The organism is Rheinheimera sp. B2H12 (assembly GCF_059620065.1).
Window position 1 is genome coordinate 2,745,592 of the sequence record NZ_CM184363.1, and the last position, 14,373, is coordinate 2,759,964.

The 14,373-nt window shown below is 49.9% G+C and carries 12 protein-coding genes and 4 tRNA genes; 7 read left to right on the forward strand and 9 right to left on the reverse strand.

The window, feature by feature from the left end:
* Window positions 1-78 precede the first annotated feature (78 nt).
* Window positions 79-519, forward strand: coding sequence for a ferric iron uptake transcriptional regulator (gene fur, locus AC53GJ_RS11855; protein ID WP_496727915.1), 441 nt, complete (start codon window positions 79-81; stop codon window positions 517-519).
* Window positions 520-619: 100 nt separating this feature from the next.
* Here the strand turns inward: fur and AC53GJ_RS11860 are convergent, their stop codons facing one another.
* The 3 genes from AC53GJ_RS11860 to AC53GJ_RS11870 form a co-directional block, all read right to left on the reverse strand.
* Window positions 620-1,039, reverse strand: coding sequence for a hypothetical protein (locus AC53GJ_RS11860; RefSeq protein WP_496727916.1), 420 nt, complete (start codon window positions 1,037-1,039; stop codon window positions 620-622).
* Between the two features lie 227 nt (window positions 1,040-1,266).
* Window positions 1,267-2,193 carry an electron transfer flavoprotein subunit alpha/FixB family protein gene (locus AC53GJ_RS11865; RefSeq protein ID WP_496727917.1) on the reverse strand — a complete coding sequence of 309 codons (927 nt, stop codon included), beginning with the start codon at window positions 2,191-2,193 and terminating at the stop codon, window positions 1,267-1,269.
* Window positions 2,193-2,942, reverse strand: coding sequence for an electron transfer flavoprotein subunit beta/FixA family protein (locus AC53GJ_RS11870; RefSeq protein WP_496727918.1), 750 nt, complete (start codon window positions 2,940-2,942; stop codon window positions 2,193-2,195). Before AC53GJ_RS11870 ends, AC53GJ_RS11865 begins: the two co-directional genes overlap by 1 nt.
* Window positions 2,943-3,171: 229 nt before the next feature.
* Between AC53GJ_RS11870 and AC53GJ_RS11875 the strand changes: the two genes are divergently transcribed.
* Window positions 3,172-4,806 (forward strand): electron transfer flavoprotein-ubiquinone oxidoreductase, encoded by a 1,635-nt coding sequence (locus AC53GJ_RS11875; RefSeq protein WP_496732790.1) that lies wholly within the window; start codon window positions 3,172-3,174, stop codon window positions 4,804-4,806.
* A 51-nt stretch (window positions 4,807-4,857) separates the two neighbouring features.
* Here the strand turns inward: AC53GJ_RS11875 and AC53GJ_RS11880 are convergent, their stop codons facing one another.
* Window positions 4,858-5,820, reverse strand: coding sequence for an aldo/keto reductase (locus AC53GJ_RS11880; protein ID WP_496727919.1), 963 nt, complete (start codon window positions 5,818-5,820; stop codon window positions 4,858-4,860).
* 215 nt (window positions 5,821-6,035) lie between these two features.
* On the opposite strand from AC53GJ_RS11880, the gene AC53GJ_RS11885 reads away from it, so the two are divergent.
* The 5 genes from AC53GJ_RS11885 to AC53GJ_RS11905 all read left to right on the forward strand — a co-directional run bounded on the left by AC53GJ_RS11885 (window position 6,036) and on the right by AC53GJ_RS11905 (window position 13,274).
* The gene (locus tag AC53GJ_RS11885; protein WP_496727920.1) at window positions 6,036-7,856 is read left to right on the forward strand and encodes a sensor histidine kinase; all 1,821 of its coding nucleotides are present in this window, start codon (window positions 6,036-6,038) and stop codon (window positions 7,854-7,856) included.
* On the forward strand, window positions 7,849-9,258 hold the full coding sequence (locus tag AC53GJ_RS11890; protein ID WP_496727921.1) for a sigma-54-dependent transcriptional regulator: 1,410 nt from the start codon (window positions 7,849-7,851) through the stop codon (window positions 9,256-9,258). The genes AC53GJ_RS11885 and AC53GJ_RS11890 overlap by 8 nt, the downstream gene beginning before the upstream one ends.
* A gap of 207 nt (window positions 9,259-9,465) precedes the next feature.
* Window positions 9,466-10,824 carry a dicarboxylate/amino acid:cation symporter gene (locus AC53GJ_RS11895; protein ID WP_496727922.1) on the forward strand — a complete coding sequence of 453 codons (1,359 nt, stop codon included), beginning with the start codon at window positions 9,466-9,468 and terminating at the stop codon, window positions 10,822-10,824.
* Window positions 10,811-11,788, forward strand: a complete 978-nt coding sequence (locus tag AC53GJ_RS11900) for a porin (protein WP_496727923.1) — start codon at window positions 10,811-10,813, stop codon at window positions 11,786-11,788. Before AC53GJ_RS11895 ends, AC53GJ_RS11900 begins: the two co-directional genes overlap by 14 nt.
* A gap of 73 nt (window positions 11,789-11,861) precedes the next feature.
* Window positions 11,862-13,274 carry an SLC13 family permease gene (locus AC53GJ_RS11905; RefSeq protein WP_496727924.1) on the forward strand — a complete coding sequence of 471 codons (1,413 nt, stop codon included), beginning with the start codon at window positions 11,862-11,864 and terminating at the stop codon, window positions 13,272-13,274.
* Between the two features lie 80 nt (window positions 13,275-13,354).
* Here AC53GJ_RS11905 and AC53GJ_RS11910 read toward each other — a convergent pair whose 3' ends face one another.
* From AC53GJ_RS11910 to AC53GJ_RS11930, 5 genes are all read right to left on the reverse strand, one after another.
* Entirely contained in the window at window positions 13,355-13,612 is a 258-nt protein-coding gene (locus tag AC53GJ_RS11910; protein WP_496727925.1) for a CBU_0592 family membrane protein, read from the reverse strand.
* Window positions 13,613-13,920: 308 nt separating this feature from the next.
* Window positions 13,921-13,996: transfer RNA gene (locus AC53GJ_RS11915), tRNA-Gly, on the reverse strand.
* A gap of 48 nt (window positions 13,997-14,044) precedes the next feature.
* Window positions 14,045-14,131, reverse strand: a tRNA-Leu gene (locus tag AC53GJ_RS11920).
* Window positions 14,132-14,161: 30 nt separating this feature from the next.
* Window positions 14,162-14,235, reverse strand: a tRNA-Cys gene (locus AC53GJ_RS11925).
* A 40-nt stretch (window positions 14,236-14,275) separates the two neighbouring features.
* Window positions 14,276-14,351 (reverse strand) — tRNA-Gly (locus tag AC53GJ_RS11930).
* Window positions 14,352-14,373 lie beyond the last annotated feature (22 nt).

Consider the following 14,373-nt stretch of genomic DNA (forward strand, 5'->3'; position numbering starts at 1 on the left):
ACTGGATATTTTGCTTTTCCTATCAAAGAGAATAGCTTTATAATCCCAAGTACCTACGAATGATGAGTTGAACAGCAGATGCCCGATCACAATTCCGAATTACGCAAAGCCGGCCTGAAAGTCACCCTGCCACGGGTGAAAATCCTGGAAATATTGCAAGATCCAAGACACCAGCATATCAGTGCAGAAGATGTGTATAAAATTTTACTGGAACTGGGTGAAGACATTGGTCTGGCGACCGTGTACCGCGTACTAAACCAGTTTGATGACGCAGGTATTGTCACCCGCCACCATTTTGAAGGTGGCAAGTCGGTGTTTGAATTAAGCCGGATTGATCACCACGATCACTTGGTTTGTTTAAACTGCGGTAAAGTAACTGAATTTGAAGATGATGATATCGAACGTAAACAGCTGGAAATTGCTGAACGTAATGGTATCAAATTGACCCACCACAGTTTGTATCTGTATGGTGAGTGTGTCGATAAAGTGGCTTGCGAAAAGTTCAAAGAGAAAAACTGATACTGAGCAGACCCAAAAAGGCGCTAATGGCGCCTTTTTTATCGGCAAAACAACAGGTTCCTAGCCATGGACATGCAGTTTTCACTGCGGCTATCAGCGCCTAGCGTTCAATCAACACACATTGCTGCTGACGACACTGGGTGGCAGGTTCAATCAGCATCTGACAACTGCCTAACATGCCTAAACGTAATTGTTGTTCCTGTTTAATTTTGCGATACCGATCATTAGTGATGGCTAATAGTTTACTATCGGTTTGCGCGACAGAATAAGGCAGATATTGCTCCGGACCGCCGCAAGGTCTGCTACCGACCGCTAACACTTTACATTGTTGGTCCTCAACACAACTTTTATCTGTCGTCAGTCGCTGTAAGCGCTGATAAAGCTGCTTGGTATCCACTTGTAACTGCGCCAACGGACCATCGAGCTGAGTGACCATAGCGTCGGTATTAGCAGGAACTGTGGTACAACCTGTTAGCATCAATAATGCAGCCAAAATGGCCGTCGCATACGTCTGTATCACATCAACCTCCAATTTAAGTGGCTGTATTGTAATCAGCCACTGATTAATAACAAGTTATTCATCGTAGCCAAGTTGTAACAGCAAGTAACTGAACGCCAGCTAAACAACAGGCTGCGGACAAAAAATTTTATTCTCTTCCCTACCGCAAGGCTGTACCATCCATCCCTGGATATAAAAAAAGCCGGCGTATGACGGCCGGCTTGCTTGATGGTTCAACCAGAGCGAGATTAAATTTTCGCTTCTAATTCAGGTAAAGCCGTAAACAGATCGGCCACTAAACCATAATCCGCCACCTGGAAAATGGGGGCCTCTGGATCTTTGTTAATGGCGACAATCACTTTGGAATCTTTCATACCGGCCAAATGTTGAATGGCACCAGAAATACCCACAGCAATGTACAGATCAGGTGCGACAATTTTACCGGTTTGACCCACTTGCATATCATTAGGCACAAAACCAGCATCCACTGCGGCCCGGCTGGCGCCAATAGCGGCATTGAGTTTATCGGCGATGCCCTCGAGCAACTTAAAGTTGTCTCCATTTTGCATACCACGGCCGCCGGAAATAATAATACGGGCAGCGGTCAGTTCTGGACGAACAGACTGAGTCAGCTCTGCACTGACAAAGACCGATAACGCGGCATCTTTGGCCAGACTTAAGCTTTCAATAGGCGCCTGCTGACCGGTCGCAACAGCATCAAAGGCTGAACTGCGCACTGTCATTACCTTGATGCTGTCAAGCGATTGCACTGTGGCAATGGCATTCCCAGCGTACACCGGACGCACAAAGGTATCTGCCGCTTCCACTGCTATCACATCAGAAATTTGAGCCACATCCAATAATGCCGCTACACGTGGCAGAAAGTTTTTGCCGTGCGTGGTGGCAGCAGCCATAATATGGCTATAGTCACGGCCAATGGCCAGTACCAGTTCAGCGACGTTTTCTGCTAACTGATGCTGATAACAAGCGGCATCCGCCAGCAATACTTTGCTGACTCCGGCTAGAGTGGCAGCTTCTGCCGCGGCAGCGCTGCAACCAAAGCCAGCGACTAACAAATGGATATCACCACCAATTTTGCTGGCCGCAGCCACTGTTTTAGCAGTATCGGCTTTTAATGCCTGATGATTATGTTCAGCAATAATTAAAATAGCCATTAGATCACCTTCGCTTCTTGCTTTAATTTTGCCACCAATGTGTCAACACTATCGACCATCACCCCTGCCTGACGTTGCGCTGGTGCTGTGACTTTCAGCGTTTTCACCTGAGACTGCAAAGACACACCTAAACTGTCAGCAGCTTTGATGTCTAGTGGTTTTTTCTTTGCTTTCATAATATTGGGTAATGAAGCATAACGCGGCTCATTTAAACGAAGATCGGTGGAAACCACCGCAGGTAACTTCAGTTCAACCGTTTGCAAACCACCATCGATTTCACGGGTCACTTGCACTTTGCCATCAGCCACCACTACTTTCGAAGCAAAGGTGCCCTGACCCATGCCAGTCAGTGCCGCCAGCATTTGCCCCGTCTGGTTATTGTCTGAATCTATCGCTTGTTTGCCAATAATCACCAATTGTGGTTGCTCATCGGCCACCACTTTAGCCAGCAACTTGGCGACTTGCAATGAGTCAACCGCCAGCTCGGTTTCTAACAATAAAGCCCGATCTGCCCCTAAAGCCAGCGCTGTGCGTAATTGCTCTTGTGCTAAAGCCGGCCCGATACTGACCACTACCACTTCGCTGGCAATACCAGCTTCTTTTAGCCGGACTGCTTCTTCTACTGCAATTTCACAAAACGGGTTCAGCGCCATTTTAACATTGGCTAAATCGACCCCAGTCTGGTCGGCTTTAACCCGGACTTTGACGTTATAATCAATCACCCGTTTCACCGGTACTAAAATTTTCATGCTCTGAACCCCTGTTTAACTTTTCAGGTTTACGTGAAGGTAAACTTCAACTGTTGTTTATGCCGGACAATCTAACTACTGTTGACGTTAACGTCAACCTGAAATACCCTTGCAGATTGCAGAAAATCAAAAAGCACGTAAAGAATTACATCCATCGCCTGCGGGTGTTCACACTACAGCGGCTATTATCAATAAAAAAGCGAAGGGGTTTGCCGTGGAACGAGAATCGATGGAGTTTGACGTCGTCGTTGTTGGCGCTGGGCCATCAGGCTTGGCGGCCGCCATCCGACTGATGCAACAGGCCAAAGCAGCAGGCACTGCACTCAGTGTTTGTGTGGTCGAAAAAGGCTCAGAAGTGGGCGCACATATCTTATCCGGTGCCGTGTTTGAAACCAGAGCATTGGACGAATTATTACCGGACTGGCGTGAACTCGGGGCCCCCATCAGCACTGCGGTCAGTCATGATGATATCTACCTGCTGCAATCGGCAAGCAGCAGCCGGAAAATCCCGGCGGCACTGGTGCCAAAAACCATGCATAACAGCGGCAATTTTATTGTCTCGATGGGCAATCTGTGCCGTTGGCTGGCCAGCCAGGCTGAAACGCTTGGCGTCGATATTTTCCCGGGTTTTGCTGCCGCCAGTCTGATTATTGAAGACAATGTGATCAAAGGTGTGATCACCGGCGATATGGGGCTGGACAAAGAAGGCCAACCCAAAGCCTCCTTTACCCCAGGCATGGAGCTCAGAGCCAAATACACCTTGTTTGCCGAAGGCTGTCGTGGTCATTTGGGCAAAGAGTTAATCGAGCGCTATCAATTAGACAAAGGTAAAACCCCACAGCACTATGCGCTTGGCTTTAAGGAAATCTGGGATATAGATCCGAATAAACATCAGGCCGGGCTGGTGTTACACAGCGCAGGCTGGCCGTTAAATGCACAAACCAGCGGTGGCGGTTATTTATATCATGCGCAGGACAATCAGGTGGTGGTTGGTTTAATTATTGATCTGAATTACAGCAATCCTTACCTGAGTCCATTTGATGAATTCCAGCGGTATAAACAGCATCCGGTGATCAGTCAGTATTTAACCGGAGGTAAACGCGTTTGCTATGGCGCCCGGGCTATTGCCAAAGGTGGGCTGAACAGTCTGCCGAAAATGAGCTTCCCTGGCGGCTTATTGATTGGCTGCGATGCTGGCACTTTGAATTTTGCCAAAATTAAAGGCAATCACACCGCGATGAAATCGGGCATGCTGGCTGCTGAAGCGGTATTTACCAGCCTGGCTGGCGGTGATGAAGGCGGTCAGGATCTGGTGAGCATGCAGCAACTTTTTGCCAACAGCTGGTTATACGATGAGTTATATCGCTCGCGTAATTTTGGTCCGGCGATGCATAAGTTTGGTTCTTTGTTTGGCGGCGCCTTTAATATGATCGATCAGAACTGGTTCGGCGGTAAATTACCTTTTACCCTGAAAGATCACAGCCTGGATCACGCCAGTTTATTACCAGCCGCCCAGTGTCAGCCGATTGAATACAGCAAGCCAGATCAGGTGCTGAGTTTTGATAAACTGAGTTCGGTATTTTTATCCAATACCAATCATGAAGAAGAACAGCCCTGCCATCTGCAACTGCTCGATAGCAGTATTCCGATTCGGGTCAATCTGGCACAGTTTGCCGAGCCGGCACAGCGTTATTGCCCGGCTGGCGTTTATGAAATTGTCGGGACTGAGCAAAACGAAGCTAAATTACAGATTAATGCGCAAAACTGCATTCACTGTAAAACCTGCGATATCAAAGATCCAAGCCAGAACATTCGCTGGGTTACACCCGAAGGTGCTGGTGGTCCAAATTATCCGAACATGTAACAGGAAGTAGCACCTGCTGGTATGTGCCAGCAGGTGCTGTCTGTCACGTCATTATGGCAGCGGCTGGCCGCGACTGGTCACCCACAGCTGATACCAATGTTCCCGGCTAAGCTGCACCGCCCGCGCTTGTGCACAAGCTTGGATCCGTGCAGGATCCGTGGTCCCAATCACAGGTTGAATACCGGCTGGATGACGGCGTAAAAATGCCAGCACAATGGCTTCAGCTGAACATTGGTAGCTGGCCGCCAATTGCCGGACCAAATCTGCAGTATGGCGCTGCGCTTCGGTTTGTGGCTGGCGACCGCCGCTGAATAACCCCTGGGCCAGACTACCCCAAGCCTGAATTTGCACATGGTGTTGCTGACAATATTCGACGGTGCCATAGCTGAAAAAATGAGCCGCGCCCTGCACCATCCCTGTGAGTACGTTCTGTTCCAGCCAGTCGGTTTTGGCCAGACTCATTTCCAATTGATTCACCAACAAAGGTTCTGGCAACGCCGACTGTAACAATTGCAGTTGTGGCCAGCCAAAATTCGACACGCCAAAATGGCGCACCAGGCCACTGTGTTTTAGCTGCATCAGCACTGCGGCCACTTCATGCACATCCATCAGTGGATCTGGCCGGTGTAACAGCAGTAAATCCAGATAATCACATTGCAAGCGCCCTAACGAAGCCTGCACTTGTTGCCGGATATAATCGGCGGAAAAATCATAACGGCCAACAGCGTGCTGATCCTTAAACCTGATGGCACATTTGCTTTGAATCATCAGCTTAGCGCGTAAATCAGCATTTAACTTAAGATAATCGCCAAACACTTGTTCAGCTTTGCCGCTGGTATAGATATCGGCATGGTCAAACAGCGTAAAGCCATGGCTGATGGCACTGTCGAGCGCTCGATAAGCTTGCTGACGGGCGCTGTCTGTGATCACAGTCCCCTGCCAGTCACCACCGAGGCCCATACAGCCAAATACCAAACTGTCTGCGGCTGGAAATATTGTTGCTAATGGCTGCATCTGAGCTCCTGACTGTCAGCGGACGAGTAAAAATAAGTTCTATCGCAGTGTAACTAAATACCTGCCTGCACTGCACTCTTTTAGGCAGATTTAACCGTTTGAATACGGCTTTTTAGCGCATCGGGGCAGGACTTCAGACTTGCTGTCAGCCGGCACTGCCCTTACACTGATGGCAGCGTCAGGTGTTTCAGCGGATTTATGTGCGGGTGATGGTTTTGTTTTCTTTTCGTTTACCGCGCTGGTGGCCAGCCGCTGTCGGCGGTTATTTATTGTTGATGCTGCTGCTCGCGATCGGCGGACAACACTGGTTATTGCTGCGTCAACAACAACAAAGCGTGTTGCAGGCGGAGCGACTGGCGGCCTTTATCCAGTATGAAATCGGCCGTTATGCCGGTATCGCCGCCAAAATTGCCGCTTCCGATCAGCTCAAACATCAATTACGCCAAGGTCAGTATCAGGCCCTGAATCAATACTTGCAGGATCTACAGCAAGCCTCACAAAGTGCAGATATTTATCTGCTCGATCCAGCCGGTCTGGTGTTGGCCAGTAGTAACTACCAAAGCGCAAGTTCTTATGTCGGCCATAACTTTGCCTTCCGGCCTTATGTCAAAGCAGCACAACAAGGCCAGCCGGGTCAATATTATGCGCTGGGGCATACCAGTGGCCGGCGTGGTTATTATTACAGCGCACCAGTTTGGCAGCAGCAAAAGCTGATTGGCATTATTACCGTCAAAATAGATTTAGAGCCGATTGAGCAGCAGCAACAGGCCATAGCAGGCCTCAATGGCTGGCATTTTCTGGTAACTGGCCAAAGTGATGAAGTATTTTTATCCGATGTTGCGGCCTGGCGCTTTAAACAGTTAACCGCCACGGCGCTCAGTCAGGCCGAACAAGAACGTTATCTGACCCAACCTCTAACGGCGCTTGGCCAAAAAACCCGCCAGGCGTTATTGGCACCGGCTTTTGCAGTATGGCAAATGCCGTTTGCACAACAAACCGCCACCTTTTTGCCTTATCAACAGTCCATGCCACAGTTTGGCTGGCAACTGATTTTATTACAAAAGCCAGTGGCAGCCCCGCTCGGCTGGTTATTGGGTTCCGGCACTTTATTGTTTGCCGGTGCTGGTTTTGGCGCTTTATGGTGGCGGGAAAGGCGCAAACGTCTGGCGCAACTGCAGCAACATAATCAAGCACTGGAACAAAGAGTACTGGCCCGCACCGCCGAACTGGCTGATACCAATCAGCGTTTGGTGGCGCAAATTGCCAGACGGCAGCAAACTGAATCTGCGCTGGCACAAACCGAACAAGAACTGGTACAGGCGGCCAAACTGGCGACTATTGGTAGTTTGTCCGCGTCACTGAATCACGAGCTGAACCAACCCCTGACCGCACTGCAAAGTTACAGCCAGAATACCAGCCGGATGCTGGAGAAAAATATGCTGCCGGAAGCGCAAGCTAACCTGGCGGCGATGCTGAAATTGATTCAGCGCCTGAGCAATATTGTCGCCCAGTTTAAAGATTTCAGCCGGCCAGGTGGCGCCGGCAAAAATCAGCCACAAGCGTTACAAAAAATAGTGCTGGATGCGCTTGGTATTGTGCAGCATCAATGTCAGCGTCAGGGCGTAAAAACGAGGTTAAAACAACCAGAGCAAGCAGTGCTGGTGCTGGTGGATCCGATGCAACTGGAACAAGTGTTGGTGAATATTCTGACCAATGGGCTACAAGCCATGCAACAGAGCAGCGAAGCCGGTTTTTCGGTGGTGCTGGAGGTCAAAGCTGAGCAAGCCCAGATCCGGATCCGGGATTACGGACCTGGCATTGAACCTCATCATCTGGAACGCATTTTTGAAGCCTTCTTTAGTACCAAACAACGCGATGGTTTAGGGCTGGGGCTGTCGATTTCGCAACGTATTGTGCACTCGTTTGGCGGCAGTCTTGACGTTGCCAATCATCCGGAACAAGGCGCTGAATTTACCATCAGGTTGCCGCTGTACCAGCCCGCCACTCTAGCCGCAACAGGAGACACAGATGACTGATTCAGCACAGCCACATGCCCAAACCTCTGCGCCACAGATCTGGTTTGTGGATGATGAAGCCGATATCCGCAGCGCGGTCGCCCAGCTCTTTCAATTAGAAGGCCTTGCTTGTCAAACCAGCGCCAATCCATTTGAAGTCCTGAAACAACTCAGTGCCAATTATGCCGGTATTGTACTCACCGACATTCATATGCCGGCGCTGAACGGTCTGCAATTGCTGGAGAAAATTAAAGCCATAGATCCGGACTTACCTGTGGTGGTGCTGACGGGTTACGGTGCAGTGGCGCTGGCAGTGAAAGCGATGCAAGCCGGCGCTTATGATTTTTTAGAAAAGCCGTTTGATAATGCTCATCTGCTGGAAGTCGCGCAAAGAGCTTTAGAAAAACGCCGTCTGACTTTGGAAAACCGGGCGCTCAAAGCTGCAGTGGTGCGGGAACAACAACCAGGCCAGCGTATTCTGGGTCAAAGTCCGGCCATGCAGCAACTGAGGCTGATGATCGATCAGGTGATCAATGCGCCGGCTGATGTGCTGCTGTACGGTGAAACCGGTTGTGGCAAAGAGCTGGTAGCCAGATATCTGCACGAGCACAGTGAACGCAAACAGCATAACTTTGTCGCAATCAACTGCGGTGCTATTCCGGAACAATTGATTGAAAGTGAATTATTCGGTGCCGAAGCCGGCGCTTATACTGGTGCCGATAAAAAACGCATTGGCAAATTTGAATTTGCCAATGGCGGTACTTTATTGCTGGATGAAATCGAAAGTACGCCACTGTCGTTACAAGTCAAACTGCTGAGGTTACTCGAAGAGCGCAAGGTCACGCGTTTGGGCTCAAATCAGGCAATTGACCTGGACATCCGGGTGATTGCCGCCAGTAAAACCGATTTGCAGGCACTGGCTAAAACCGGTGAATTCCGGCTGGATCTGTATTACCGGCTGAGTTTATTACAACTGAATTTGCCACCGCTGCGCCAGCGCCGGGAGGATTTAGCGCTGCTGTTTGCGCATTTTGCCCGCATTGCCGCCGCCCGTTTTCACAAAGAGTATCTGCCGCTAGCTGCCAACCAACTGCTGCAACTACAACAGCATGATTGGCCTGGCAATGTGCGCGAACTGCGTAATCTGGCAGAGCGTTACGTGTTGCTGGGGCCACAAGTGGCACTGGCCACCTCAGGCCTGAGTGCTGAGCATGGCATCACAGGGTTAATGACCTTACAGCAAAGGGTCGAGTTTTATGAAAAAAGCCTGCTGGAAGAGGCGTTAAACGAACATAAAGGTTCAATCAAAGCTGTGATGGCTGAGCTGGGTCTGGCACGCAAAACCTTGTACGACAAAATGACGAAATATCAGCTGATCAGACGCGACTTTTTAGATAAAGCCGACCACGCCGAACAAGACTAACGCAACAGCGCTAGCAGCCTGATGGGTGGATTTGGTGACAAAGCCACTCCCGCTTTGGGTGGAACCCTACCCATTTTTTCAGTTCAATGCTGATTCTACAATCATAAGCATATGTTTTATATGAATATATCCTGAACAACAACACTGGCCTCAGCTTTGCTTTCACTGGTTGACAAGGTAAACCCTTCAACCATAAGAGCAACAACTATGAAACAAGCAACAGGTCGTTTATTGTCCAGTCTGTACGTGCAAGTCCTTATTGCCATTACCATTGGTATCCTGCTCGGTCATTTCTGGCCGACGCTTGGCGCCGCGATGCAACCGCTGGGGACCGGCTTTATCAAATTAATCAAAATGATTATCGCGCCCATTATTTTCTGTACTGTGGTGATTGGCATCGCCGGGATGGAAGATATGAAAAAAGTAGGTAAAACCGGTGGTTTTGCCCTGCTGTATTTTGAAATTGTCTCCACTATCGCACTGGTGATTGGTTTAGTGGTGATCAATGTGGTGAAACCTGGGGTTGGCATGCATATCGACCCTGCATCGCTTGATCAGCAGTCAATCAGCAAATACACGGCGCCGGATCAGATGATGGGCACTGTGGATTTTCTGCTGAATGTGATCCCAAGTAGCGTGTTTGATGCCTTTGCTCGTGGCGATATGCTACAAGTGCTGTTTTTCTCCGTATTATTTGGCTTTGCCCTGCAGAAAATGGGCGGTCGGCAGAACTTAATTTTCAGCTATATCGAAAAAAGCTCTGAGCTGCTGTTTGGCATTGTGCACATGATTATGAAAGTCGCGCCTGTCGGTGCTTTTGGTGCTATGGCTTTTACCATTGGTAAATACGGCATTGCCAGTCTGGTGTCACTGGCCAGTTTAATGGCGACTTTTTATATCACCTGTTTGTTATTTATCTTTATCGTGCTGGGTACTATCTGCCGCTTGCATGGTTTTTCAATTACCAAATTTATTCGATATATCAAAGAAGAACTGCTGATTGTGCTAGGGACTTCCTCTTCCGAATCGGTGTTACCGAGGATGATGGCGAAATTGGAAAAAGCCGGTGCCACCAAATCAACCGTCGGTCTGGTGATCCCGACTGGCTATTCATTTAATCTGGATGGGACCGCTATCTACCTGACGATGGCCGCAGTCTTTATTGCCCAGGCGACCGATACCCCAATGGATTTAACCCAGCAGTTGACGTTACTGGCAGTGTTGCTGATTACCTCAAAAGGCGCAGCTGGGGTGACTGGCAGTGGTTTTATTGTGTTAGCGGCTACCTTAGCCTCGGTCGGCTCAGTACCGGTCGCTGGCATAGCGCTGATTTTGGGGATTGACCGTTTTATGTCAGAAGCCAGAGCCCTGACCAACCTGATTGGTAACGGTGTCGCCACTTTAGTCGTCGCCAAATGGTGTGGTGAGTTGGATGAGCGCCAACTGGCAGCCGAATTGAACCAGCCAGCGGGCAACAACCACAAAACTGCGGTACCAGACGAGCAGAGCCTGGCTGCCAACACAACACTGTCAGCCAGTGCCGGAGGCCAGCATGCGGGTCTTTAACAGCACAGCGCTGATCGCCCCACTGTTGCCAGCCTGCTGCGGCCTGATGCTGTCCTCAGCCGCTGTACAGGCTGCTGACATCAATTGGTACGGTAAACTGGATGTGCAGGCGCTGTCGGTCAACCAGGGTTTATATCGTTATGCCGATCAAGGCCGGCAACTGGAGCTGCCATTTAGCCGGCTGGGCATCAAAGGCCAACAACAGCTGAACGAGGATCTGGCTGTCATTGTTGTCTATGAATGGCAAGTCAATGGCCTGGACCAAGCCAACAAACAGCACAAATTGGGCGCCCGTAATACTTACATTGGCCTGAGCGGCACCTTTGGTGAACTGGTCTTTGGTAAAAATGATACCAAATTCAAAAAATCTGAAGGCAAAGCCGACCTGTTTAATGAATATGTCGCTGATATTGCGCAGTTGACGGCAGGTCAGGACCGGCTGAAAAATATTGTCAGTTATCAATCACCGCAATGGCAAGGCCTGGCAGTGGCCGCCAGCTATCAGACTGGCGCTGGTCAGGAAGATGCTGGTGGGCATGATGTTAGCCTGAGTTATGGTGACAGTGCGCTGAAAAAGTATCCGCTGTTTATCTCTTTGGCTATCGCGACAGAATTAAATCAATTGGATGCACGGCGTCTGCTGCTGCAACTGCCATTATGGCGACCAGGGGAAGGCTTATTGGCTGCCGGCCTGATGTGGCAACATAGCGAGCATCAGCGTAACGGTAAGTCAGGTCACAGCAGCATGGCGCAGCTTAGTTATCAGCAGCAGCAATGGACAACCAAACTGCAGTGGCAGCAGGATGATAGCAGTTTGCGGCAACAGGAAGCAGCTATCATGCTCAGTCTGGGGATTGATTATCAATACAACAGTCAATTGAACTGGTATTGCCTGGCCAGCAGACTGCGATTGCCAAGCAACAATGATCATGCAATAGCGCTGGGGCTGAAGTATAGTTTCTAAGTTTAATGCAACTGACGATGCGAAGTGGCCGTCAGTTGCCTCTGTCTGATATCTGTTTAGCTGAGAAACATGGATGAATGTAAAATCACTTTTATTATTATTGGCAGGACCTGCACTATTAGTACTGACCTTAGTCACAACGCCGCCATTGGCCGGGATGTCCGCCGCTGCCTGGCACACCACAGGCTTGATGCTGTGGATGGTGTTGTGGTGGATCAGTGAAGTGATGCCGATCCCGGTCACCTCTATTTTACCGATGATTTTTATTCCGCTGCTTGGCATTGCCAACATCAATGCTGCCACCGCACCTTATGCCCATCCGCTGATTTTCTTGTTTTTTGGTGGTTTTTTCTTATCTATTGCCATGGAAAAGACCGGTTTGCATCAACGAATTGCACTGCGGGCTTTATTGTTGGTCGGGCAGAAACCGGCGGCGCAAGTGGCGGGCTTGATGGCCGTGACGGCATTTTTATCGATGTGGATGTCCAACACAGCCACCGCTGTGATGATGTTGCCGATTGGTTTGTCGATGATCAAGATGGCGCATGCCTCCAGCCAGGATAACTTTGGTAAGGCGGTGTTACTGGCGATTGCCTACAGCGCCAGTATCGGTGGTATAGCAACCTTAATCGGTACGCCGCCCAATGCTTTACTGGCGGCGTATCTGGCCAACAGTTATCAGATCCAGATCAGTTTTGCCGACTGGATGCTGCTGGGCGTGCCGCTGGCAGCCCTGATGCTCGTGATTTGCTGGGTCTGGCTGTGTAAATTTCACTTTCGGTTACCGGCGCACAGTAGCGGTGAGTCCAATCTGCCACAGGCATTGCAAGCCCTCGGGCCACTGCGGGCCAGTGAAGCACGGGTGCTGTTGGTGTTCAGTCTGGCGGCCTGCTGTTGGATCAGTCAACAATGGCTGGCAGCATTCACCGGCTTACCGCTGAACGATACCATAATTGCGTTGATCGCTGCGGTATTGTTATTTGTACTGCCTGGTGATAAACCACCACAAAGGTTGCTGGAATGGCAAGACAGTCAACAATTGCCGTGGGGCGTGTTACTGCTGTTCGGAGGTGGTTTATCGATGGCAGAACAAATTCAGCAAACCGGCGTCGCTGATTTACTGGCGCAGCAGCTCAGTTTATTGCAAGGCGTCTCCCCGCTGCTGATTTTATTAGCGGTGACCACGCTGATTATTTTTCTGACGGAAGTCACCAGTAACACGGCAACAGCAGCGGCGTTTTTGCCGCTGTTAGGGCCTGTGGCAGTGTCGATGCAGTTATCCCCGCTCTATCTGGTGGTACCCGCGGCTCTCGCCGCCAGTTTTGCGTTTATGCTGCCTGTGGCAACACCACCCAATGCCATTGTGTTTGCCAGCGGCAAATTACAAATCAAGGATATGGTCAAAGCCGGGCTGGTGCTGAATCTGCTGGGTATTGTCGCCATTGCAGCGGCCAGTCACTGGTTGGCACCGCTGTTACAACCCTGATACAGTCGTCGATAAAAAGAAGGCCAGTGCATCACACTGGCCTGCTTTTTATCTGAGCTTAACGCAATAACGGCCTTGAATCAGCCTGCCTGCCGTTTTTGCTTCAGATAACCATACAGACCAATTAAGGACGCTGCTATCCAGAAGATTTCAATGACAAAACTGGCCAGGTTGAAGTTAATGCACAAACTAAATAGTAAAAACAACGCCCCGCTCAGATTCATCAGGTTGTACAACAAGCCTTTCGGCGAGACTTTATTCAGTTGTAATAAAAAGAAAGCCCCGACCACCAGGGAGGTGCCCATCATTCCAACGATATCGGCAATTAAACTAAGCATAGTGATTTATCCAGAACAAGCTGAAGTCGTCCAAACAGGCTGGCCCTCTCCATGGGAAGGACGGTTCTCAGGTTCCATGAGACAGCTTGGTGCCGTTGCCAGATCTGCTCTGTCACGGCGTATAAACCCATATCAGCACTGGTAGCACCAACATGGGTCTGCGCTGCTTGCATCAGCAAACATCGGCAATATAGCACTCATAACTGTGCGCAACACAGTGCTGAGCGATGGCAGCCATTTTTCACGCAAACAAAAAAGCCGCATAGTGCGGCGTTTTTGTTATAGCAGTAAAAATAACTGCACCATTTTGGAGCGGGCAACGAGACTCGAACTCGTGACCTCGACCTTGGCAAGGTAGCGCTCTACCAACTGAGCTATGCCCGCAAAACTATTTTTGTTGAACCATCAACTTCTGCCTTGCAGGTCAGTCAATGGTGCCCGGGGCCGGACTTGAACCGGCACGCCCTTTCGAGCGAGGGATTTTAAATCCCTTGTGTCTACCGATTTCACCACCCGGGCAGACAACTTTTTGTTAAACCATGTAATAAATGGAGGCGGGTCCCGGAGTCGAACCGAGGTGGACGGATTTGCAATCCGCTGCATGGCCACTCTGCCAACCCGCCTTTCACTGACATAAGTCAATGGGTATTACACTGTGTTATTTGGAGCGGGCAACGAGACTCGAACTCGTGACCTCGACCTTGGCAAGGTAGCGCTCTACCAACTGAGCTATGCCCGCTTCCTAAGTGGCTTACGCCGTA

What these genes read in the sequence shown, in the direction of transcription:
- fur (WP_496727915.1), top strand. Translation starts at nt 79, where the DNA reads ATGCCCGATCACAATTCCGAATTACGCAAAGCCGGCCTGAAAGTCACC.
- AC53GJ_RS11865 (WP_496727917.1), bottom strand. Translation starts at nt 2,193, where the DNA reads ATGGCTATTTTAATTATTGCTGAACATAATCATCAGGCATTAAAAGCC.
- AC53GJ_RS11870 (WP_496727918.1), bottom strand. Translation starts at nt 2,942, where the DNA reads ATGAAAATTTTAGTACCGGTGAAACGGGTGATTGATTATAACGTCAAA.
- AC53GJ_RS11875 (WP_496732790.1), top strand. Translation starts at nt 3,172, where the DNA reads ATGGAGTTTGACGTCGTCGTTGTTGGCGCTGGGCCATCAGGCTTGGCG.
- AC53GJ_RS11880 (WP_496727919.1), bottom strand. Translation starts at nt 5,820, where the DNA reads ATGCAGCCATTAGCAACAATATTTCCAGCCGCAGACAGTTTGGTATTT.
- AC53GJ_RS11890 (WP_496727921.1), top strand. Translation starts at nt 7,849, where the DNA reads ATGACTGATTCAGCACAGCCACATGCCCAAACCTCTGCGCCACAGATC.
- AC53GJ_RS11895 (WP_496727922.1), top strand. Translation starts at nt 9,466, where the DNA reads ATGAAACAAGCAACAGGTCGTTTATTGTCCAGTCTGTACGTGCAAGTC.
- AC53GJ_RS11900 (WP_496727923.1), top strand. Translation starts at nt 10,811, where the DNA reads ATGCGGGTCTTTAACAGCACAGCGCTGATCGCCCCACTGTTGCCAGCC.
- AC53GJ_RS11905 (WP_496727924.1), top strand. Translation starts at nt 11,862, where the DNA reads ATGAATGTAAAATCACTTTTATTATTATTGGCAGGACCTGCACTATTA.
- AC53GJ_RS11910 (WP_496727925.1), bottom strand. Translation starts at nt 13,612, where the DNA reads ATGCTTAGTTTAATTGCCGATATCGTTGGAATGATGGGCACCTCCCTG.